At 71.1% G+C, this 22,223-nt stretch carries 18 protein-coding genes and 1 pseudogene; 9 read left to right on the forward strand and 10 right to left on the reverse strand.

The window, feature by feature from the left end; translation table 11 throughout:
* Positions 1-136: 136 nt before the first annotated feature.
* Positions 137-1,537 carry an NAD(P)/FAD-dependent oxidoreductase gene (locus ACFY2X_RS05160; protein WP_389932496.1) on the reverse strand — a complete coding sequence of 467 codons (1,401 nt, stop codon included), beginning with the start codon at positions 1,535-1,537 and terminating at the stop codon, positions 137-139.
* 166 nt (positions 1,538-1,703) lie between these two features.
* Here ACFY2X_RS05160 and ACFY2X_RS05165 point away from each other — a divergent pair, with 166 nt between their 5' ends.
* Entirely contained in the window at positions 1,704-2,738 is a 1,035-nt protein-coding gene (locus tag ACFY2X_RS05165) for a GNAT family N-acetyltransferase (RefSeq protein ID WP_389932499.1), read from the forward strand.
* Between the two features lie 285 nt (positions 2,739-3,023).
* Here the strand turns inward: ACFY2X_RS05165 and ACFY2X_RS05170 are convergent.
* Positions 3,024-3,449: pseudogene (locus tag ACFY2X_RS05170) on the reverse strand (Clp protease N-terminal domain-containing protein); the annotation flags it as partial.
* Between the two features lie 181 nt (positions 3,450-3,630).
* On the opposite strand from ACFY2X_RS05170, the gene add reads away from it, so the two are divergent.
* Both add and ACFY2X_RS05180 read left to right on the forward strand, forming a co-directional pair.
* On the forward strand, positions 3,631-4,671 hold the full coding sequence (gene add, locus ACFY2X_RS05175; RefSeq protein ID WP_389932502.1) for an adenosine deaminase: 1,041 nt from the start codon (positions 3,631-3,633) through the stop codon (positions 4,669-4,671).
* Between the two features lie 332 nt (positions 4,672-5,003).
* Complete coding sequence (locus ACFY2X_RS05180; RefSeq protein WP_389932505.1) at positions 5,004-5,300, forward strand: DUF6204 family protein; 297 nt, start codon at positions 5,004-5,006, stop codon at positions 5,298-5,300.
* Positions 5,301-5,349: 49 nt separating this feature from the next.
* Here ACFY2X_RS05180 and pgl read toward each other — a convergent pair whose 3' ends face one another.
* From pgl to tkt, 6 genes are all read right to left on the reverse strand, one after another.
* Positions 5,350-6,123, reverse strand: a complete 774-nt coding sequence (gene pgl / locus ACFY2X_RS05185) for a 6-phosphogluconolactonase (RefSeq protein ID WP_389932508.1) — start codon at positions 6,121-6,123, stop codon at positions 5,350-5,352.
* Positions 6,124-6,191: 68 nt separating this feature from the next.
* The gene (locus ACFY2X_RS05190) at positions 6,192-7,103 is read right to left on the reverse strand and encodes a glucose-6-phosphate dehydrogenase assembly protein OpcA (protein WP_389932511.1); all 912 of its coding nucleotides are present in this window, start codon (positions 7,101-7,103) and stop codon (positions 6,192-6,194) included.
* Complete coding sequence (zwf, locus tag ACFY2X_RS05195; RefSeq protein WP_389932515.1) at positions 7,104-8,798, reverse strand: glucose-6-phosphate dehydrogenase; 1,695 nt, start codon at positions 8,796-8,798, stop codon at positions 7,104-7,106. It abuts the gene before it with no gap.
* Positions 8,799-10,427: a glucose-6-phosphate isomerase gene (locus ACFY2X_RS05200; RefSeq protein ID WP_389932518.1), complete on the reverse strand. Its 1,629-nt coding sequence runs from the start codon at positions 10,425-10,427 to the stop codon at positions 8,799-8,801.
* Between the two features lie 5 nt (positions 10,428-10,432).
* Complete coding sequence (tal, locus tag ACFY2X_RS05205) at positions 10,433-11,536, reverse strand: transaldolase (RefSeq protein ID WP_389932520.1); 1,104 nt, start codon at positions 11,534-11,536, stop codon at positions 10,433-10,435.
* A gap of 2 nt (positions 11,537-11,538) precedes the next feature.
* Positions 11,539-13,650, reverse strand: a complete 2,112-nt coding sequence (gene tkt, locus ACFY2X_RS05210) for a transketolase (protein ID WP_389932523.1) — start codon at positions 13,648-13,650, stop codon at positions 11,539-11,541.
* Positions 13,651-13,955: 305 nt separating this feature from the next.
* Between tkt and ACFY2X_RS05215 the strand changes: the two genes are divergently transcribed.
* Positions 13,956-14,912, forward strand: a complete 957-nt coding sequence (locus tag ACFY2X_RS05215) for a heme o synthase (RefSeq protein ID WP_389932526.1) — start codon at positions 13,956-13,958, stop codon at positions 14,910-14,912.
* A gap of 195 nt (positions 14,913-15,107) precedes the next feature.
* Positions 15,108-16,442 (forward strand): PrsW family intramembrane metalloprotease, encoded by a 1,335-nt coding sequence (locus ACFY2X_RS05220; protein WP_389932529.1) that lies wholly within the window; start codon positions 15,108-15,110, stop codon positions 16,440-16,442.
* Here the strand turns inward: ACFY2X_RS05220 and ACFY2X_RS05225 are convergent.
* Both ACFY2X_RS05225 and ACFY2X_RS05230 read right to left on the reverse strand, forming a co-directional pair.
* On the reverse strand, positions 16,421-17,110 hold the full coding sequence (locus ACFY2X_RS05225; protein ID WP_389932532.1) for a vancomycin high temperature exclusion protein: 690 nt from the start codon (positions 17,108-17,110) through the stop codon (positions 16,421-16,423). The two genes, ACFY2X_RS05220 and ACFY2X_RS05225, sit on opposite strands and share 22 nt — an antisense overlap.
* 55 nt (positions 17,111-17,165) lie before the next feature.
* Positions 17,166-18,155, reverse strand: a complete 990-nt coding sequence (locus tag ACFY2X_RS05230; protein ID WP_389932535.1) for a heme A synthase — start codon at positions 18,153-18,155, stop codon at positions 17,166-17,168.
* A 203-nt stretch (positions 18,156-18,358) separates the two neighbouring features.
* On the opposite strand from ACFY2X_RS05230, the gene ACFY2X_RS05235 reads away from it, so the two are divergent.
* Genes ACFY2X_RS05235 through ACFY2X_RS05250 form a run of 4 tightly spaced genes read left to right on the forward strand, consistent with a single transcriptional unit; the run spans position 18,359 to position 22,179 of the window.
* Positions 18,359-19,501, forward strand: a complete 1,143-nt coding sequence (locus ACFY2X_RS05235) for an NAD(P)/FAD-dependent oxidoreductase (RefSeq protein WP_389932538.1) — start codon at positions 18,359-18,361, stop codon at positions 19,499-19,501.
* On the forward strand, positions 19,498-19,884 hold the full coding sequence (locus ACFY2X_RS05240) for a (2Fe-2S)-binding protein (protein WP_389932541.1): 387 nt from the start codon (positions 19,498-19,500) through the stop codon (positions 19,882-19,884). Before ACFY2X_RS05235 ends, ACFY2X_RS05240 begins: the two co-directional genes overlap by 4 nt.
* A gap of 7 nt (positions 19,885-19,891) precedes the next feature.
* Positions 19,892-21,280 carry an NAD(P)/FAD-dependent oxidoreductase gene (locus tag ACFY2X_RS05245; protein ID WP_389932543.1) on the forward strand — a complete coding sequence of 463 codons (1,389 nt, stop codon included), beginning with the start codon at positions 19,892-19,894 and terminating at the stop codon, positions 21,278-21,280.
* 5 nt (positions 21,281-21,285) lie between these two features.
* The gene (locus ACFY2X_RS05250; protein ID WP_389932546.1) at positions 21,286-22,179 is read left to right on the forward strand and encodes a dihydrodipicolinate synthase family protein; all 894 of its coding nucleotides are present in this window, start codon (positions 21,286-21,288) and stop codon (positions 22,177-22,179) included.
* Positions 22,180-22,223 lie beyond the last annotated feature (44 nt).

Genomic DNA, 22,223 nt, shown 5'->3' on the forward strand with positions numbered 1-22,223 from the left:
CCGCCGAGACGTGGGGGAGGGCGTCGGACAGGTAGTGCATGGTTCTCCTTAGCGTCCAGTGATGGAGCCGATGAGGCTCAACGTCCGGTGATGGAGCCGATGAGGCTCAACGTCCGGTGATGGGAACCGATGACGTTCAGCGTCCGGTGATGGAGTCGGCGACGCGCGCCAGGACGGAGGTGCGGCCGAGGCCGGCCTTCTCCCTTGCGTCGGCCCGCCGGTAGAGGTCGTACATGGCGTGCACGCCGATCCACCGCAGCGGCTCGACCTCCCAGCCTCGCACCTTGCGGTCCACCCAGGGCAGCGACGTGAGTTCGGTGTCCTCGCCCAGGACCAGGTCGCGCAGGGTACGGCCGGCCAGGTTCGCGGTGGTCACCCCGTGGCCGGTGTAGCCGCCCGCCCAGCCGATGCCGGTGGCCCGGTCGACGTGGACGGTGGCGCACCAGTCGCGCGGCACGCCCAGCACCCCGGACCAGGCGTGTGCCACTCTCACGGCCTTCAGCGCGGGGAACATGCCGGTCAGCAGGTCCCACAGCGCCTCGACCGTCCAGGGGTGGGTGTGACCCCGGTCGTCCACGCGGGAGCCGTACAGGTAGGGCTTGCCGCGCCCGCCGAAGGCGATCCGGCCGTCCGCGGTGCGCTGGGCGTACATGTAGTAGTGCGCCATGTCGCCGAGCAGCTCGCAGCCCTCCCAGCCGATCGTGTCCCACAGGTCGCCCAGCGGCTCGGTGACGATCATCGAGCTGTTCATCGGCAGCCAGGTCCGGTGGTACTGCTTCATCCGGGCGGTGAAACCCTCGGTGGCGCGGATGACGTAGTCGGCGCGGACCGTGCCGTGCGGGGTGCGGGCCAGGCGCGGGGCGATCTCGGTGACCGGAGTGCGCTCGAAGATCTCCACCCCGAGGTCCTGTACGGCCCGAGCCAGGCCGCGGACCAGCTTGGCGGGCTGGATCCGGGCGCAGTGTGGGCTCCAGATCGCGCTGACCGCGCCTTCCACCCGCAGGCGGCTTTCCCGCTCTCCCGCGTCCAGCAGCCGGACGTCCTCCTCGGTCCAGCCCCAGTGGCGTTCGTGGGCGAGCAACTGGTGCAGCCGCTGGTCCTGGGCGGCGTTGGTGGCGACGGTGGTGACGCCGCCCTTGACGATGTCGGCGTCGATGCCCTCGTTCTCGGCGACGTCGATGACCTCGTCGATCGTCTCGAACATCACCCGCTGGAGCCGTTTCGCCGCGTCCACGCCGTGCGTCTTGGCATAGCGCTCGGGGGTGCCCGCCAGCTCGCCGACCAGCCAGCCGCCGTTGCGCCCGGACGCGCCGTATCCGGCGAACTCCTTCTCCAGCACCACGATCCGCAGGCTCGGGCGGGCTTTCTTCAGGTAGTAGGCGGTCCACAGGCCGGTGTAACCACCGCCGATGATCGCCACGTCGGCGTCGCGGTCACCGCTGAGGGGAGCACCTGCCACGGGGATGCCGGCAGAGCGGTACCAGAAAGAGACATCTCCATTGACAAAGTCCCCGGACAGGGGAACACGCGTACTCATGGCTTCATATCCTGCTATATCCGTCAATTGGGACGCACGTTCCGACGAAAACCGTTGTACAACCGCGTCATGAGTGATCTTCTCAGATGTAACGGTGGGCACACTCGTGTGTAGCAGCCCCGTAACAGGCCTGCGTCAGGCTGTGCTTGACGGAGGGAGCGTTCTGATGGGGTTTCTGAGGATTCGTACGATCGTCGACGAGCGCCCGGGGCGGCTGGCCTCGCTGGCCGCCGCGCTCGCGGACAAGGGCGGCAACATCCTGGGCCTGAGTGTCCAGTCCGATGCGGACGGGACCGTGGACGAATTCGTGGCGGAGATCCCCGCCGGCCCCGAGGCCGTGTGCGAGGCGCTGGAGGCGGCCGGTGGCCGCCGGGTCCAGGTCGTCGCCGCCACCGCCCACGAGCTGACCGACGAGCCCACCCGTGCGCTCCTGCTCGCCTCCCGGCTGCGGGCGATGCCCTGGCGGCTGCCCGAGCTGCTGGGGGAGCTGCTGCGGGCCGACGACTCCCGCTGGGTTTACGGTTCGGACATGAGTGATCTGCCGGACCCGACACTGCTGACCGTGCCCGTGGCCCCGCGTCGTGCCATCCGGTTGCGCCGGGCCGATCTGCCCTTCACGCTGACCGAGGCCGCCCGGGCCGCTTCCTTCGTACGGCTGGCCCAGCCCATGCCCCACCAGCCTTCGGGCGGTGAGCGGATCATCAAGCTGTCCGACGGCGTCGAGACCCAGGTCCGCCCGCTCACCCAGCTCTACCGTGAGGCGGTCCGCGACCTGCACGACCGCTGCTCGCCAGAGGCCCGCCGGTTCCGCTACTTCACCTCGATGCCCGTGCTGCCGCCCCGGGTCTTCGACCGGCTCTGCGACCGTACCCGCGGCCACTCGCTGGTCGCCGGATACGACGGCCAGGTGATCGCGCTGGCCAACCTGATGTTCACCCCCGACCCCGGCATCGCCGAGATGGCCTTCCTCGTGGAGGACCGCTGGCAGGGCAGGGGACTGGGCGCGGCGCTGGCCAGGATGATCGTCGCCCAGGCCCGCGACCTCGGCTTCGCCGAGGTCAGGGCGACCCTGCTGGCGGACAACGTGCGCATGCGCAGGCTCCTGGTCTCGCTGGGCGCGTCCCTGAGCCGCACCGAGGACCCCGCCCTGATGGAGGCCCGGATGGCCGTGGGCGTGCTGGCGACGGCCTCCCTGAGCTGAATCCGCCTCCCGGCCCGTCCGGTTCGAGATCGCTCAGGGGCCTCGAACCGGACGGGGCGGGTTCCGACGGCTCCCGGGAGCCTCCGCCGGAGCCGCCGGGGAGGCCTATGGCTCCTGCGGGTCCTGGTCCTGCGGGTCCTGCTCCTGCAGGGCCTCCAGGGCTTTCAGCCGGCGTTCGATCCGTTCCAGGCTTTCCTGGATCCGGTCCAGCCTCGCGCCGATCGACAACCCGACGCCGTGGAAGCTCTCCTCCAGGCTCGGAAGGTGGCCGAGGCCGCGCCGTCCGATCAGCGCGATCACCTGGGCGCGTACGGCCTCCAGGCGTGCGCCCCGCTGGTTGAGCACCTGGGCCGCGACGCCCTCGCCCTCGCGGATCAGGCCGAGCAGGATGTGCTCGGTGCCGATGTAGTTGTGGTGCAGGCTGAGCGCCTCCCGCAGGGACAGCTCCAGCACCTTCTTGGCGCGGGGGGTGAACGGGATGTGCTCCGCGGGGACTTCACGACCCTGGCCGATGATCTCCTCGACGTCGTCGCGCACCTGCTCGCGGCTGATGCCGAAGGACCGCAGGGCGCGCCCCGCGATGCCGTCCTCCTCGCCGATCAGGCCGAGCAGGAGGTGCTCGGTGCCGATGTAGTTGTGGCTGAGCCGCCGGGCCTCCTCCTGGGCCATGACCACGACACGGCGTGCGCGGTCGGTGAAGCGCTCGAACACAGGGGGCCTCCGTGAGGTGGTGTCGAGATGCTTGTCCCCACTATGCGCCAGATCGCTCGGCAAGGAGGAGAGGCATGGCGTCTGGTGTTTCGCATGCGGATCAGCTTTATCTTTACATTTTCATGTGAGATTGAAGCCTTGTGTCTATCGTGCTCGGACATGGCGTGCGTAGGGTCGCCGCATGACCATCGACGCCTTCATCGACGCGCTTCCCAAAGCGGAACTTCACGTTCACCTGATCGGTTCCGCGTCCGTCCCCACCGTGCTGGAGCTGTCGCGCCGTCACCCCGGCAGCCGGGTTCCCACCACGGAGGAGGAGCTCCGCGCTTTCTATAGATATCGTGACTTCCCGCAGTTCGCGAAGGTCTATCAGGCGGTCAACGCCCTGGTCCGTGACCCGGAGGACGTGGCGACCCTGGTGCTCGGCCTGGCCCGGGACCTCGCGGCGCAGAACGGGCGTTACGTCGAGCTGACGGTCACGCCGTACGCCCACCACATCGTCGGCATGTCCATGCGGGCCGTCACCGAGGCGCTCGACCTGGCCGCCCGGAGTGCCCTCGACGAGCACGGCGTCCGGGTCGGCTACATCTTCGACATCCCCGGCGAGTACGGGGTCGAGGCCGCGAAGGCGACTCTGGAGCACGCTCTCCAAGAACCTCCCCAAGCATTGGTAGGTTTCGGGCTGGCCGGGATCGAGCAGGAGCGCCCGCGCTACCGCGACGCCTTCAGGGACGCCTTCCGTGCCGCCACCGCCGCCGGGCTGCGCAGCCTTCCGCACGGGGGAGAGATGACCGGCCCGGAGACGATCTGGGAGGTCATCGACGGCCTGGGCGCAGAGCGGATCGGCCACGGCATCGCCTGCCTGGAGGACCCCCGTCTGGTCGCCCACCTGCGCGAAACCCAGATCCCCCTGGAGGTCTGCCCCACCTCCAACGTGTGCACCGGGCAGGTCGCCCACATCAAGGAGCACCCCCTGCCGCGCCTGCTGGAGGAGGGCCTGTTCGTCACGTTGAACAGCGACGACCCGCCCATGTTCGCCACCACCCTGAGCCAGGAGTACCGGATCGCGGCCGAGGTCTTCGGCCTGGACCGGGAGGCGCTGACGGCACTGGCCCGCAACGCCGTCAACGCGTCCTTCCTGGACGCGCCGGGCAAGCAGGCGATCCTCGCCGAGATCGACAGCCTGGACGCCGTTCCGAGCGCCGCCTCGGCGGAGGGGTGAAGGCGCGCCTGCGCTCCCGCCGGACGCCGGGACGCGGACGGCCGGCGAGGGCATGCCGACGATTAGGGTGAAGTTCGCTCTAAAATTGCAATCGACTTAATATTTGGAGCGTGGTTAAACTTCTAGCAGGGAGACCGAGACCGCGCCGGACGGCCCGCTGCCGCGACCGGTGGCCTGGGAGGCCGGCTGCTTCCACCCGCCGGTCTTCGCTGAGATCGGCGGGGGGGAGAGAGCCCCGGCGCGATCGCCGAGGCCGTGATCGAGCTCTTGGACGCCATCGAGGACCCGCCCGGCGAACCTGTCCTCGCCCATGCCGTACGAAAGGACCGACCGTGTTCAGAGTGACGATCCAGGGGAAGTTCAGCGGGCTGGACGACGCCGGCCGCGCCGCCGTCCTGGCGACGGGCGGCGCCGCGTTCACCGAGGCGGGAACCTTCACCCACGACCAGAGTGTTTCGGCGTTCACCTTCCGCTGCCAGGTGCCCGCGGGCCCGGACGACGGTGAGCGCGAGGCCACCCAGGCGGCGGTCGCCGCGCTGGAGACGCACGGTCACCCGCACCACGTTCTGCGCGTCGCGGTGACCGACATGCGCGACATCAAGATTCGCCGGAAGGGCCGGCGGGGATGAGGCCCCGGACCGCGCGGACCGCGTGACCCGGGACCGGGAGCTCGCGGGGTCAGGGGGAGGAGATGCGGCCCAGGGAAGAGGGGATCTTGGAGGCGGCCGCCCTGTCCAGCAGGAACAGCGTGCGCAGGCGCCCGCGGGCACCCGCGGCCGGGACCTGCATCGGTCCCGAGTCCGACAGCGCCAGCCGTACGGCTCCCGCCTTCTCCTCACCCGCGGCGATCAGCCACACCTCACGCGAGTTCTGGATGACCGGCAGCGTCATCGTGATACGGGTGGGCGGGGGCTTCGGGGAGCCGTGCACCGCCACCACCGGGCGGGTGTCGTAGAGCGCCGGCATGCCCGGGAACAGCGACGCCACATGGCCGTCCGGGCCCATGCCCAGCATCATGACGTCGAACGACGGCGCGGGACCGTGGTCCTCGGGGCGCGCGGCCCGGCGGAGCTCCTCGGCATAGGCCTCGGCCGACTCCTCGGCGGTCATGCCGGAGTCGGGGCCGAGCATCGGGTGGACGCGGGCGGGGTCGACGTCGACATGGTCGAGGAGGGCCTTGCGGGCGCCGGTCTCGTTACGCTCGGGGTGGTCGGCGGGAAGGAAACGTTCGTCGCCCCACCAGATGTCCAGGTGACGCCAGTCGATGGCGTCGCGGGCCGGGCTGGCGGCGATCTCGGCCAGGGTGGCGATGCCGATGGTGCCGCCGGTCAGCACCAGGGAGGCCGAGCCCTTGCCCGACTGGACGTCGACGGTGCGGGTGATCACCCGGGCGGCGACGGCCTTGGCGAGCACGTCGGCGTCGCGGTGGACGATCACGGTGGGAGCGCTCACAGGACTTCTCTTTCAACGAAGCTTTCAGTGAAGAGCGCCCCGCGGCGGGCCGCGGGGCGCTCGGAGGATCAGGACTTGCGACTGCGGGCGATTCGCCGGATCGCGGCCGCGTAGATCTCGTCCGGGTCCAGGCGGCGCAGCTCCTCGGCGAGAAGCTCCGCCGTCGGGCGGCGGGTCAGCGCGACCTGGCGGTCAGGCTGACCCGGACGTGACAGCGTGGCCACGCGGGCGTCCGCGCGGGTGATGAGAACCGAGCCGTCGGACGTCGACAGCTTGACGGCGGTCAGGCCGGGCCCCGCGGAGTCGGCGACCTTCACCGGGGCGCCGAGGCGCTCGCTGAGCCAGGCCGCCAGCAGCGGGGCGCTGGCGTGGCCGGCCGCGGCCTCCACGACGCCCTTCTTGACCGGGCCCACCGGCTGGTCGAACGCGGCGGCCAGCAGGGTCCGCCACGACGTCAGCCGGGTCCAGGCCATGTCGGTGTCACCAGGAACGTAACCGTCGGCCCGGCCGGTGATCGCCTTCACCGAGTCGGCCTCGGCCCTCGCGTCGATGATGCGGCGCTGGGCGAGCATTCCGATCGGATCCTGGGCGGGCACCTTCGGGCTGTCTCCCGGCCACCAGGCCACCACCGGGGTGTCGGTGAGCAGCAGGGGACTGACCACCGAGTCGGCGTGCTTGGTGAGCTCGCCGTACAGGCGGAGCAGGATCACCTCGCCCGGGGTGGACTCGCCGAGCCGGATCTCCGCGTCGAGCCGGTTCGGCTCCTCCGGATCGCGCGCGATGACGACCAGTATCCGGGAGGGGTGCTCCCTGGCCGCCTCGGTCGCGGCCCGGACCGCGTCGTACTGGTTGCTCTCGTCGCAGACCACCACCAGGGTCAGCACCATGCCGAGCGCCGGGGTGCCCATCTGGTGCCGCAACTGGGTGAGCTGAGAGGAGATCTTCGACGCGGTCGTGCCGCTGAGCATGAAGCTCGCCATCTACAGTCTCCTCCAGGCACGGCCGTCGCGGGCCATCATCTCGTCGGCCGAGGCCGGCCCCCATGTGCCCGCCTGATACTCCTCAGGCGGGCCCTGGGTGGCCCAGAACTCCTCGATCGGGTCGAGGATCTTCCACGACAGCTCGACCTCGCGCTGGTGCGGGAAGAGCGGCGGGTCGCCGATCAGCACGTCCAGCAGCAGCCGCTCGTAGGCCTCGGGGGAGGACTCCATGAACGACTCGCCGTAGGCGAAGTCCATCGAGACGTCCCTGACCTCCATCGCGGTGCCCGGCACCTTGGAGCCGAACCGCACCGTGATGCCCTCGTCCGGCTGGACCCGGATGACCAGGGCGTTCTGCCCCAGGATCTCGGTGTCGTCCTTGCTGAACGGCAGGTGCGGCGCACGCTGGAAGACCACCGCGACCTCGGTCACCCGGCGGCTCAGCCGCTTGCCGGTCCGCAGGTAGAACGGCACCCCGGCCCAGCGGCGGTTGGCGATCTCCAGCTTGACGGCGGCGTAGGTCTCGGTGATGGAATCGGGCGGGATGCCCACCTCCTGGCTGTAGCCGGGGACCGGCTCGCCGCCCTGCCAGCCCGGACCGTAGCGGCCGCGGGCGGTGCACAGCGACAGGTCCGGCGGCAGCTGCACCGCCTTGAGGACCTTCTCCTTCTCCCGCCGCAGCGAGTTGGCCTCGAAGGACGTCGGGTCCTCCATCGCCACCAGGGCCAGGAGCTGGAGCAGGTGGTTCTGGATCACGTCACGGGCCGCGCCGATGCCGTCGTAGTAACCCGCCCGCCCGCCGATGCCGATGTCCTCGGCCATCGTGATCTGGACGTGGTCGACGAAACTGCGGTTCCAGATCGGCTCGAACAGGTTGTTGGCGAACCGCAGCGCCAGGATGTTCTGGACGGTCTCCTTGCCCAGATAGTGGTCGATGCGGAACACCGAACTCTCCGGGAAGACCGCGCTGGTGATCGCGTTGAGCTCCTGGGCGCTCTTCAGGTCGTGCCCGAAGGGCTTCTCGATCACCACGCGGCGCCAGGACCCGGGGGGAGCGTCCGCCAGGCCCGTCCGCTTGAGCTGCTCGATCACGACCGGGAAGAACTTCGGCGGCACCGACAGGTAGAAACCGTAGTTGCCGCCGGTGCCCCGGGTCTCGTCGATCTCCTTGAGCATCATGGCCAGCGCGTCGAACGCGCCGTCGTCGGTGAACTCGCCCGGGCAGAAGAAGATGCCCTCCGCCAGCTGCTTCCAGACCTCCTCGCGGAACGGCGTCCGCGCGTGCTCCTTGACGGAGTCGTGGGCGAGCTGCGCGAAGTCCTGGTCCTGCCAGTCACGGCGGGCGAAGCCGACCAGGGAGAAGCCCGGGGGCAGCAGCCCCCGGTTCGCCAGGTCGTAGATCGCCGGCAACAGCTTCTTGCGCGCGAGGTCGCCGGTCACGCCGAACAGCACCAGCACGCACGGCCCCGCCACGCGCGGCAGGCGCTTGTCACGCGGGTCGCGCAGCGGGTTGGACGCCACCACCTCCTCGGTGGTGGCCGCGGTCGCGACCGCCGAGGCGGCGGCCACGGACTCGTCGGGGTGGATCCCGCCGGCGGCCGGCGCGGCGGGCACCCCGGCGGGCTGCAGCTCATCGCCGCCCACGCCGTCGGGGTGCGTCGCCTCGGTGTGCACGCCGGGGACTTCCTTGTTCATTCAGGCCTCCCGCGCTGCCTCAAGCAGGCGTGCGACACCGGCGGCGCGATCGGTCAGGTGCAGCCGCACGACGGGGCGGCCGCGCTTGGCCAGCGCGCCCTGGTCCCCCAGCGCCTGCGCGAGCTGGAGGCGGCCCAGGGTGTACGGCTTGCCGGGCACCTCGACGTCGTCCTCGACGGCCCCGGTGATCTGCAGGAACACTCCGTTCTGCGGGCCGCCCTTGTGGTACTGGCCGGTGGAGTGCAGGAAGCGTGGCCCCCACCCGAAGGTGATCGGCCGCTCGGTCCGCGCCGCGAGCTCCGCGCGCAGCGTGGCCGGGTCGGCCGCGCTCCACGCGTCGGTCATCTCCTCGAACGAGGCGCCCTCGGCGTGGGGGGCGTCGAACGCCGCCTCCCGGTCGAGATAGGCCATGATCGCGAGGTAGCCGTCGGAGGGGACGGCCTCCAGCAGCCGGGAGAACACCTCGGGCAGGTCCTTAGGGGCCTGCGAGCCGGGCAGCTCGCCGTACACCTCGACCGGGCCGTCGACCACGATCGGCGTCCCGACCGGCAGCTCCGGTTGGGCCAGCAGCCTGGCGGTGTTCTCCTTGGACTCGGCCACGTTCGGCTGGTCGAACGGGTCGATGCCGAGAACGCGGCCGGCGACGGCCGTGGCGTACTCCCAGACGAGGAACTGCGCGCCCAGCGGGCCGCCGACGGTCAGCGAGCCGTCGGAGTCGATCCCGGCGACCAGCTCGTCAGAGGTGTCGCGGGGATCGGCGCCGACGACCGGCAGGATGCCCTTGCCCTCCTTGCCGGTGGACTCGGCGACCAGCTGCTCGATCCAGTCGGGCAGGCCGTTGATCTCCGAGAGGCTGTCCTCCAGCAGGAGCTTGTCGCGCCCGGAGACCGCGGCCGCGCCGAGGGCGGCGCCGAGCTCCAGGCCCGGGTTGCCCTCCGCCTGGGCGAGCAGCGGCCGTACGGCCGCCGCGTCGTCGAGCAGCCTCTCGACGTCGGCTCCGGCCAGCGCGCTGGGCACCAGGCCGAACGCCGACAGGGCGCTGTAGCGGCCGCCCACGTTGGGGTCGGCCAGGAAGACCGGGTAGCCCGCCTCGTTGGCGGCCTGCTCCAGCGGCGAGCCCGGGTCGGTGACCACGACGATCCGCTCGGCCGGGTCGATCCCCGCGTCGCGGAAGGCCTTCTCGTAGATGCGCCGATGGCTGTCGGTCTCGACCGTGCCGCCGCTCTTGCTGGCGACCACCAGGATCGTGCGGTCCAGCCGGTCGTCGAGCGCGCGGCGCACCTGGTGGGGGTCGGTGGTGTCGAGCACGGTCAACGGCACGTCGGCGGTGGCGGTGATGACCTCGGGGGCGAGCGAGGAGCCGCCCATGCCCGCGAGTACCACGTGGTCCAGGCCCTGCGCGCGGGCCCGCTCGACCAGCTTGCCGATCTCCGGGAGGATCTCCCTGCTGGTCTGCGGGAGGTTGAGCCAGCCGAGACGGATGGCGGCCTCGGCCTCGGCCTCCGGGCCCCACAGCGTGGGGTCACCGGCGGCCAGGGCCTGGGGGACCCCCTCGGCGGCGAGCCGCTTGGCCGTCTCCGTGGCCTGCCCGGCGAGATCTTCCCCGCCGAACGTTACGGACACTGACATCTGCCTCACGCCTTCCGCAGCTCGGCGGCGACGGTGGCCAGGAGCTCTTTCCAGGACGCCTCGAACTTCTCCACGCCCTCCTCCTCCAGCACCCTCACCACGTCGTCGTAGTCGATGCCGACCTCCTTGAGCGCGGCCATGGCGTTCCAGGCGTCCTCGTAGGAGGGGCGGATGGTGTCGCCGGTGATCCGGCCGTGGTCGGCCACGGCGTCGAGGGTCTTCTCCGGCATCGTGTTGACCGTGCCGGCCGTGACCAGCTCGTCGACGTAGAGGGTGTCGGAGTAGCTCGGGTCCTTGGTGCCGGTGGAGGCCCACAGCGGGCGCTGCGGGTGGGCTCCGGCCGCCTTCAGGGCCTGCCAGCGCGGGGAGTTCATCACGTCTTCGAACGCGGCGAAGGCCAGGCGGGCGTTGGCGATCGCCGCCTTGCCCTTGAGGGCCTTGGCCTCGGGCGTGCCGATTTTCTCCAGTCGCTTGTCGACCTCGGTGTCCACACGGCTGACGAAGAAGGAGGCCACCGACTCGATGCCGGCCAGATCCAGCCCGTTCGCCCGCGCCCGCTCCAGGCCGGTCAGCCAGGCGTCCATCACGGCGCGGTAGCGCTCAAGGGAGAAGATCAGCGTGACGTTGACGCTGATGCCCTCGGAGAGCGCCCGGGTGATCGCGGGCAGGCCCTCGACCGTGGCCGGGATCTTGATGAGCTGGTTGGGCCGGTCGACCATCCACCACAGCGCGCGCGCCTCGGCGACGGTCTTCTCGGTCTCCCTGGCCAGGCGCGGGTCCACCTCGATCGAGACCCGGCCGTCCACGCCGCCGGTGGCGTCGTAGACCGGCTTCAGCACGTCGGCGGCCCAGCGGATGTCATAGGTGGTGATGGCGCGCACCGCCTCCTCGACGTCCACGCCGCGGACGGCGAGGTCATGGAGCTGGGCGGCGTAGGCGTCGCCCTTGCTCAGCGCTGCGGCGAAGATCGTCGGGTTGGAGGTGACACCGGCCACGTGCTTGTCACGGATCAGCGACTCCAGGTTGCCGCTGCTCAGGCGCTCACGGCTGATGTCGTCCAGCCATACGGAAACGCCCTGGTCGGAAAGACTCTTCAGGATCTCACTCATGATCAGTTTCCCGTCGTCTCGCCCTTGTCGGCCCCGGTCTTGGCGAGGCTGCCCTTGGCGGCGGCAACCACGCGCTCGGCCGTGAGACCGAACTGCTCGAAAAGGGTCCGGTAGGGAGCCGACGCACCGAAGTGCTCCAGGCTCACCACTACCCCTTCATCTCCGACGAACTCCCACCAGCCCAGTGCAATTCCCGCCTCGACGGCGACACGCGCGCGGACCGCCGGCGGCAGCACGGTCTGCTTGTAGGCGTCGTCCTGGGCCTGGAACCACTCGACGCACGGCATCGACACGACGCGGGCCGGAACGCCCTGGGCCTCCAGGATCTTGCGGGCCTCGACGGCCAGATGGACCTCCGAGCCGGTGCCGATCAGGATCACCTGGGGACGGCCGTTGGAGGCCTCCTCCAGGATGTAACCGCCCCTGGCGACCTTCTCCGGGTGGCTCGTGCCCTCGTAGATCGGGAGGTCCTGGCGGGTCAGCGCCAGCGCGGCCGGGCGGTCGTCGTGCTGGAGCACGGTCCGCCACGCGGCGGCGGTCTCGTTGGCGTCCGCCGGACGGACCACGTCGAGGCCCGGGATGGCGCGCAGCGCCCACAGGTGCTCGATCGGCTGGTGGGTCGGGCCGTCCTCGCCCAGGCCGATGGAGTCGTGCGTCCACACGTAGGTGACCGGCAGCTTCATCAGCGCCGCGAGCCGTACGGCGGGCCGCATGTAGTCGCTGAAGACCAGGAACGTGCCGCCGTAGGGGCGGGTGCCGTTGTGCAGCGCGATGCCGTTGAGGATCGCCCCCATGCCGTGCTCGCGGATGCCGAAGTGGAGCGTCCGGCCGTAGGGGCCGCCGGGGAACTCCCTGGTCTGGTACTCCTCCGGGATGAAGGACGGCTCGCCCTTCATCGTGGTGTTGTTGGACTCGGCCAGGTCGGCCGAGCCGCCCCACAGCTCGGGCAGGACCGGCGCCAGCGAGCTGAGCACCTCGCCGGAGGCCTTGCGGGTGGAGATGGAGGAGCCGGCCTCGAAGGTCGGCAGCGCCTTGGCCCAGCCGTTCGGGAGTTCGCGCTGGGAGATCCGGTCGAACTCGGCGGCGCGCTCCGGGTTGGCCGCGCGCCAGCTGTGGTAGGCCTTCTCCCACTCGGCGTGGGCCTTGCGGCCGCGCTCGACGACCTCGCGGGCGTGCTCCAGCACCTCGGCCGGGACGTGGAAGCTCTGGGCCGGGTCCATGCCCAGCACCTTCTTGGTGGCGGCTATCTCGGCGTCGCCCAGCGCCGCGCCGTGGATCTTGCCGGTGTTCTGCTTGTTCGGCGAGGGCCAGCCGATGATGGTGCGCAGCTTGATGAACGACGGCCGGCCGGTCTCGGCGCGGGCGGCTTCCAGGGCCTGGTGCAGCGCCTCGACGTCCTCGACGTATTCGCCCGTCTCGGTCCAGTCGACCGACTGGACGTGCCAGCCGTACGCCTCGTAGCGCTTGAGCACGTCCTCGCTCAGCGCGATCTGGGTGTCGTCCTCGATCGAGATGTGGTTGCTGTCGTAGATGACGACCAGGTTGCCCAGCTTCTGGTGGCCGGCGAGGGAGCTGACCTCGTGGGTGATGCCCTCCTCGATGTCGCCGTCGGAGGCGATGCACCAGATCATGTGGTCGAACGGGCTGGTGCCCTGCGCCGCGTCCGGGTCGAACAGCCCGCGCTCGCGGCGGGCGGCCATGGCCATGCCGACCGCGTTGCCGAGGCCCTGGCCGAGCGGGCCGGTGGTGGTCTCCACGCCGGCGGTGTGGCCGTGCTCCGGGTGGCCGGGGGTCCGGCTGCCCCACTGGCGCAGCATCTCCAGGTCGTGCAGGGTCAGGCCGTAGCCGGACAGGAAGAGCTGGATGTAGAGGGTCAGGCTGGTGTGGCCGGCAGACAGGACGAACCGGTCCCGGCCCACCCACGTGGGGTCGGAAGGGTCGTGCCGCATCGTCTGCTGGAAAAGCAGGTACGCGGCGGGCGCGAGGCTCATCGCGGTGCCGGGGTGGCCCGAACCCGCCTTTTCTACCGCGTCCATTGCCAGGGCCCGGACGACGTCGACCGCCTGGCGGTCCAGGTCGCTCCATTCAAGGGCTGGCGCGAGTTCGCTGCTCAAGTGCTCGATCTCCGGATCTAGTCGTGTGATGGTGGCGCCGGTTGGCTTTCCCGCCCACACCGGACCCTAACGGTTCGGCCTCGCTACCGCTGCGTAGGCCGGTCCGGGGCGCGTCCGTAAGGCTGGTGACCAGCGCGGACGAAACCCCTGGGAGGCGTTCCGTCGCACCGCTTCCACACCCCATGCCGGAACCGGCCACCTCAGCAACTACAGTTGAGTCTTCAAGGCTGGCTGGTGCCCGCATTCACGGATCCGCTCTAATCAGAGGTTACGCGTTGACCCCGCACGTGCTGGAAGCGCCTTAGATGGTGCTGACCGACAAGCAATCGACGACCCCGCCGCCCAAGGCGGGCATGGCAGACGCTGCCGTGCCGCGCTCGTTCGGCGACGTCGTGAAGGCCTACGTCGCCCTCACCAAGCCGCGGATCATCGAACTGCTGCTGATCACGACGCTGCCGGTGATGTTCCTGGCCGCACGTGGGCTGCCCCTGCTGTGGACCGCCGTCTGCACCCTGGTGTTCGGCACCCTTTCGGCAGGCAGCGCGAACGCGCTGAACTGCTACATCGACCGTGACATCGACGCCGCGATGCGCCGCACCCGGCGCCGCCCGCTGGCCCGCGACCAGGTCCCGCCGACCAACGCGCTGATCTTCGGCGTCATCCTCGGCGTGCTGTCGACCCTCGGCCTCGGCCTGACGGTGAACTGGCTCGCGGCGGGCCTCTCGCTGGCCGCGAACCTCTTCTACGTGCTCGTCTACTCGATGATCCTGAAGCGGCGGACCTCCCAGAACGTGGTGTGGGGAGGCATCGCGGGCTGCATGCCGGTGCTGATCGGCTGGGCCGGCGTCACCGGCAGCCTCGACTGGGCCCCGGTGGTGCTCTTCGGGGTGGTGTTCTTCTGGACGCCGCCGCACACCTGGACCCTCGCGATGCGCTACAAGGAGGACTACGCCGCGGCGAAGGTCCCCATGCTCCCGGTGGTCGCCACCGAGCGCCGCGTGGTGCTGGAGAGCATCGCCTACACCTGGGCCACGGTGATCTGCTCGCTGCTGCTGTGGCCGATCGCCGACACCACTCTGCTCTACCCCGTCGTGGCCACCGTGCTCGGCGGGGCCTGCCTGTGGGAGGTCTACCGGCTGCTCGGCCGCGTCAACGCGGGCAAGACCGGCGTGGATCTGCGTCCGATGCGCTTCTTCCACTGGTCCAACGCCTACCTGGCGCTGCTCTTCCTCACCGTCGCCATCGACTCGATGCTCGTCTGACGCCTTCCACCCGTACGGCCCGCGCCCCTGTGAGCGTTTCACGGGGGCGTTCTCATCTCATGTCCCATTCTCATGCTCATACCGTTCTCACGTCCGCGCCGTCACGCCCGCGAGCGGCCTGTCCAGGGCCGGTCACGAGCCAATCAGGCAGAGGGGGGATGGGACACCTCGTGGTTGATCGGTTACGGTGGCCACATGGCGAGCCGTGATCCTCGATGGGTGTTCAAGGACCGCCCCTCCGTCGCGCTGATCGCCGGGCTTGTGGTGGCCGGCCTGTGCGCGCTGGTGTCGTTCTCCTTCGACGTGCTGAACGGCGACCCGGTCTACTTCTTCATCGCGCTCGCGCTCGCCCTGGCGCCGGTGCCGGTGCTGCTGGCGGCCGTGCTGGCCCTGGACCGCATGGAGCCCGAACCGCGCAGCAACCTGATCTTCGCGTTCGCCTGGGGCGCGGGTGTGGCGGTCCTGGTCGCGGGCGTCGTCAACTCGCTCAACCTGATCTACATCGAGAACACGGTCAGGCTGGGCCGCGACACCGCGCACAACATCGCCGCGACCTTCGGCGCCCCGGTGGTCGAGGAGACGATGAAGGGGCTGGTCCTGCTGGGCCTGCTCAGGTTCAGGCGGGCCGAGCTCGACGGGCCGACCGACGGCATCATCTACGCCAGCATGGTCGGTCTCGGCTTCGCGATGAGCGAGAACGTCAGCTACTACGTGGCCGCGCTCGATGAGATGGGCGCCCAGGGCCTCGCGGTGACGGTCGTGCTCAGGGGGATCCTGTCGCCGTTCGCCCACCCGCTGTTCACCTCGATGATCGGCGTCGCGGTGGCCTATGCCGCGCAGCGTCAGGGACCGGGGCGGATCTTCGTGATCGTGGCGGGCTGGGTCGGCGCGATGCTGCTGCATGGGATCTGGAATGGCTTCGCCTCCTATGTCGGGATCGGCGGCCTGGCCGTCGCCTACCTGCTGCTGATGATCGTGCTGTTCGTCCTCATGGCGATCATCTTCCGCGACCGCAAGCGCATCGTCGGCCTGATCCAGACCTATCTGCCCGCCTACCAGGCGACCGGGCTGGTGGGACCCCACGACGTCTACATGCTCTCCTCCCTGCCGGGAAGGCGTCAGGCGCGGCACTGGGCCAAGACGCACGGTGGCCGGGCCGGGTTGCGGGCGATGAACGACTACCAGCTCGCCGCCACCGAGCTCGGCCTGCTCCACGAGCGGGCCAGGCGCTGGATGATCGGGGAGAGCGCGTTCAACGAGGAGCAGCAGGCGCTGCTGGAGTGCATGGCGAGCGCCCGCGCCCGGTTCCCCGCGCCGCAGGCGGAGGGTGGGAACGTTCCGCCCGGCAGCTTCCGGCCCGGCGACGTCCCGCCGGGGAACGCCTTTCCCGGCTACGGCGGGCCGGGTCACGGTGGGCGGCCCGGTCACGGTGGGCCGGGTCACGGTGGGCCGGGTCACGGTCCGTACGGCCCTCCTCAGGCCCCGCCGCCTCCGCCGGGCGCCTCTCCCTATTTCCCGCCCGGCCGGTGAAGCGCGGCGTCGAGGGTGGTCTCGCGCGGCCCGGGGAAGACGGGGGCGGAGTGGAGGAGCACCGAGTCCGCGACTCCCTTCGCCGAGGCGAGGAACTCGCGGGCCGCGTAGACATAGGTGGAGGCCCACCGCCTGGCGGAGTCGTCACCGACACCGAAGGCGTCCACGCCCGCCGTACGGCACAGCGCGACGGCCCTGGGCAGGTGGAAGACCTGGCTGACCACGGTCAGCCGGGTGGCCCCGAACACCTCGCGGGCCCGCACGCACGAGTCCCAGGTGTCGAAGCCCGCGTAGTCCAGGACGAGCGCGCCGGCGGGGATTCCGCGGGTGAGCAGATAGTCGCGCATCACCGTGGGCTCGTCGTAGCCGACCCGGCTGTTGTCGCCCGACAGCAGGATCGCCCTCACCTTGCCCGCCCGGTACAGCTCGGCGGAGATGTCCAGGCGCCTGGCGAGCATGGGGGAGGGGGTGTTTCCCGAGACCGCCGCCCCCAGAACCAGGGCCGCCGGGGCCGAGGGGATCCCGGCCAGCCAGCGGGGGGAGGAGTCGGCGACCGCCCGGTGGCCGGAACTGGTCAGCCAGGCCCAGGTCAGCGGGGCGATCGCGAGAACGCTCAGCAGCACGGCCGCCTGGTAGGAACGGCGGAGGGTCGCGCGGGAAAGGAACATCCGCCCATTATCCCGCCCGGGGGCGTTTTCCGTCGATCTTCGCCGTGGCGGGACCCTAGGCGGGAACGGAGTCGAGCCTCTGCGGTTCCCCGGCGGGGGTGCCCAGCGGCCCTCGCGACCGCATCGCGAACACCACCCGGAGCGTGAAGATCCACACCAGCGCCGAGCCGAGCGCGTGCAGGCCGACCAGGAGCGCGGGAACGGCGAGGAAGTACTGGACGTATCCGATGACCCCCTGGGCCAGCTCCACGGCCAGCAGCGTCAGCGCCGCGCGCCGGACGTGGCCGGGGGCCTTGGTCACGTGCAGCGCGAACAGCAGCGCGAACGTGAGCCCGACCACGACGTAGACGACGTCGGCGTGAATCCTGGCCACGGCCTCGATGTCGAACGCGAACCGGGAGGCCATCGCGTCCCCGGAGTGCGGCCCGGTGCCGGTCACCACCACGCCCGCCACGAGCAGGACGGCCACCGCGGCGGTGAGCACGTAGCCGAGCGTGCGGATGTCGCGGTGGACCAGCAGCTGCGGCGCGGCGTCGCCCTCCTTGGAGCGGGCGTAGAGCGCGAAGGCGGCGGCGGTCAGGACGATGGACAGCAGGAAGTGCACGCTCACGGTGAAGGGGTTGAGCACGCTCCGCACGACCAGGCCGCCCCAGAGCCCCTGCGCGGCCACGCCGGCCGGCTGCAGCCAGGCCAGCCGGATCAGGTCCCGGCGGCGGGGCCGGAGCTTCAGCGCGGCGACCACGCAGGCCACGCCCACGGCCAGGACCAGGAAGGTCACCAGCCGGTTGCCGAACTCGATGGCCATGTTGACCGGCGAGATCTCGCCGTGGGCGGCCGGGACGAAACTGTCCGGGGTGCACCGGGGCCAGGTCGGGCAGCCCAGCCCCGACTTGGTGACCCGCACCGCCACTCCGCTGACCGTGATGAGCGCGTTGACGACCACCGCCGCCAGCGCCCAGCGGCGCAGGCTGGTGGCCGTGGGAGACCATACGGTCTGCGACGCGTTCACGGCGTGGTTGCGAGCCTGGTCAAGGAGGTGCTTCACGGCTCACATGCTAGGCGGCGGGAGTGGTGGTCCCGCCGCTGGCCCATGCCCGCACCTCGCGGGCCTGGGCTCGCCGTACGGCTTGCGTCACAGACCGGCGGGTATGGGTCCGCTGAACTGGAGGAATGTGAGCGCCCCGGAATTGATACCACTGAAGGTATGTGACATAGTACTGATGGTCAGGTTAAGGGACGAGGTGAGTCATGCCGGATGTCGTGGTGATCGGTGCCGGGATCGTCGGGGCCGCCTGCGCCTATTACGCGGCGCGTGCGGGGCTGGACGTGGTGGTCGTCGACCGCGGGTCCGTGGCGAGCGGCACGACCGGCGCCGGGGAGGGCAACATCCTGGTCTCCGACAAGGAGCCGGGCCCCGAGCTCGACCTCGCCCGGCTCTCCAACGACCTCTGGCGCGAGCTGGCGGAACCCGGCGGGTTCGAGTTCGAGGCCAAGGGCGGCCTGGTGGTCGCCGAGACCGGCGAGGTGCTGCGGGCGCTCACCGGCCTGGCGGGCAAGCAGGACGTCGAGCACACGGTGGTCGCCCCCGAGGATCTCGGTGACTACGAACCCCACCTGGCGAAAGGCCTCGCCGGAGGCGTGTTCTACCCGCAGGACGCCCAGGTCCAGCCCATGCTGGCGGCGGCCAGGCTGATCCGGCAGGGAATGGAGCGCTTCGGCCGCGGCACCCTGACACTGCGCACCGGCGTCACGGTCACCGGCTTCGTCCGCCGGGGCGACCTGGTCACCGGCGTCACGACCGACCAGGGGGAGATCCTCGCCGGAGCCGTCGTCAACGCGGCCGGAACCTGGGGCGGCGAGGTCGCCGCCCTGGCCGGGGTGCACCTGCCGATCCTGCCCAGGCGCGGCTTCATCCTGGTCACCGAACCGCTCAAGGAGCCGTTGATCAGGCACAAGGTCTACACCGCCGCCTACGTCACCAACGTGGCCAGCGACTCGGAGGGCCTGGAGACGTCCGCCGTCGTGGAGGGGACCGCGGCGGGCCCTGTGCTCATCGGTGCCAGCCGCGAGCGCGTGGGCTTCGACCGCACCGTCTCCATCCCGGTGCTGGAACGCCTCGCCGGTCAGGCCGTCGCCCTGTTCCCGGAGCTGGCCGGATACAGGGCGATGCGGGCCTACTGCGGGTTCCGGCCCTACTGCCCCGATCACCTGCCGGTCATCGGCGAGGATCCCCGGGCCCCCGGGCTCTACCACGCCTGCGGTCACGAGGGCGCGGGCATCGGCCTGGCCCCGGCCACCGGGCATCTGATCGCCCAGGCGCTGGCCGGGGTCGACCCCGACCTGGACCTGCGTCCCTTCCGCCCGGAGCGCTTCAAGAAGGAGCACGTGTGAAGCAGCCCTACAGCCTCGTGCGGGCGAGGCCCGAGCCGGAGTTCGAGATCAGCGTGGACGGCACCCCCGTCCCCGTCGTCCCCGGCCAGACGATAGGCGCGGCCCTGCACGGCGCGGGCATCCGATCGTGGCGCGCCACCCGGTTCGGGGGGCGTCCCCGGGGGCTGTTCTGCGGCATCGGCGTCTGCTTCGACTGCCTGGTCACGGTCAACGGCACCCCGTCCCTGCGGGCCTGCCTGACCGAGGCCCGCCCGGGAGACCGGGTGAGCACCGGCATGCGGGACGACCGGGCGGAAGAGGGGGCCGCCCGGGAGACGGCCGGAGAGCGGCGTGACGAACGGCCGGGTGGCGAGGCCACCCGGGAGACGACCGGGGAGCGGTGAGCGGCCGGTGAAACCCATCTACGACCTCGCCGTCATCGGCGCGGGCCCCGCCGGAGTGGCGGGCGCGCTCACGGCGTCCCTCGCCGGACTGGACGTCGTGCTGATCGACGCCGCGGCCAGGCCCGGCGGCCAGTACTACCGGCACCTGCCCGAAGGCTTCCACGCCGACCGGCCCGGAGCCCTCCACCACGGCCTGGACAGGTTCGTCCGGCAGTGGGACACGCTCGGCGAGCGCGCCGACGTGCTGCTCGGCCACCGGGTCTGGGCGGTCGAGCGCGCAGGGGAGGGAACCGCCGAGGAGACGGTGACCGTACGCTGCCTCGAGGGCGAGCGCGACGAGCGGTCCCGCACGGTCACCGCGCGCAGGCTGCTCATCGCCACCGGCGCCCACGACCGGCCGCTGCCGTTCCCCGGCTGGGACCTGCCCGGAGTGCTCACCGCGGGCGGGGCACAGGCCCTGCTCAAGGGCAACCTCGTCGTCGCGGGCCGGAAGGTCGTGGTCGCCGGGACCGGGCCCTTCCTGCTCCCGGTCGCCGCAGGCCTGGCCGAGGCGGGCGCCGACGTGCGCGGCGTCTACGAGGCCAACGGCCGGTTCGGCCTGGCCAGGAACCCGCTGCTCGCCGCGGGCAAGTCCGGCGAGGCCCTCGGGTACGCCGCGAGCCTCGCCCGGCATCTGGTGCCCTACCGCGGCCGCCACGCGGTGATCGCGGCGCACGGCGAGACCGAGCTGACCCACGTCACGGTGGCCAGGCTGGACTCCGACTGGCGGCCGATCTCGACGAGAACCGTCGAGTGCGACACCCTCGCCTACGGCTACGGTTTCATCCCGCAGCTGGACCTGCCCACGCAGCTCGGCTGCGCGACCCACGCCGACGTGGACGGCAGCCCGGTGGTCACCGTGGACGCTCACCTGCGCACCAGCGTGCCGGGCGTCTACGCGGCCGGGGAGTCCACCGGCGTCGGCGGAGCCGTGCTGGCCGAGGTCGAGGGGCGCATCGCGGGCCGGGCCGCCGCCGCCGACCTGGGCCGCCGCGTCCCGCCCCTGCCGGGCCTGTCCCGGCGCAGGGACCGGCTGTCCGCCTTCGCCCGAGCGCTGCAGACCGCCTATCCGGTACGGCCCGGCTGGCAGGAGTGGCTCCGCGAGGACACGCTGGTCTGCCGTTGCGAGGAGGTTCCCCTGTCGGCCGTGCGCGAGGCCCAGGACCTCGGCGCCGCCGACGCGCGCTCCATCAAACTACTGGCCCGCCCAGGCATGGGCTGGTGCCAGGGCCGCATGTGCGGCTACGCCGTGGCGTGTCTCGCCGGAGAGAAACCCACGGCACCACGACGCCCGATCGCCCAGCCCATCCGGCTCGGCGATCTGGCCGAGTTGACCCTACCCCCCTTGGAAGGATGACTGTCATGACGACCCGCGTGAAACCCTGGCACGGGGTGATGGTGGCCACCGCGCTGCCTCTCAACGACGACCTCTCGGTCGACTTCGACGGCTACGCCGAGCACTGCCGGTGGCTGGTCGCCAACGGTTGCGACGGTGTGGTGCCGAACGGCTCGCTGGGCGAATACCAGACGCTGACCCCCGAAGAGCGGGCCAAGGTCGTGGAGACCGCGGTGGAGGCCGTCGGCGGAGACCGGGTCATGCCGGGAATCGCCGCCTATGGGGCGCTGGAGGCCCGTCGCTGGGCCGAGCAGGCGCGCGACGCCGGGTGCCAGGCGGTGATGCTGCTGCCGCCGAACGCCTACCGGGCCGACGACCGGATCGTGGTGGAGCACTACCGCGAGGTGTCCAAGGCCGGTGTGCCGGTGGTGGCCTACAACAACCCCCTTGACACCAAGGTCGACCTCACCCCGGCCATGCTCGCCCGGCTTCACTCCGAGGGCCTGATCGTGGCGGTCAAGGAGTTCACCGGCGACGTCCGCCGGGCCTACGAGATCGCCGAGCTCGCCCCCGACCTGGACCTGCTGATCGGCTCCGACGACGTGCTGCTGGAGCTGGCCCTGGCCGGCGCGGTCGGCTGGGTGGCCGGCTACCCCAACGCGCTGCCCAAGTCCAGCGTGGCCCTGTACGAGGCGGCCCTCGCCGGGGACCTGGACACCGCGCTCCCGCTCTACCGGGCGCTGCACCCGCTGCTGCGCTGGGACTCCAAGACCGTTTTCGTGCAGGCCATCAAGCTCTCCATGGACCTGGCCGGGCGGAAGGGCGGCCCGTGCCGTCCGCCGCGGCTGCCGCTGGTCGCCGAGGAGGAGGCACTCGTCCGTGCCGCCACCGAGAAGGCCCTGGCCGAGGGCCTGCGGTAGGCGGTCGGCTTCACCCCGTGGCCGGGCGCAATATTGAGTGCTGC

It is taken from the genome of Streptosporangium sp. NPDC000396 (assembly GCF_042898655.1).
GTDB lineage: Bacteria > Actinomycetota > Actinomycetes > Streptosporangiales > Streptosporangiaceae > Streptosporangium.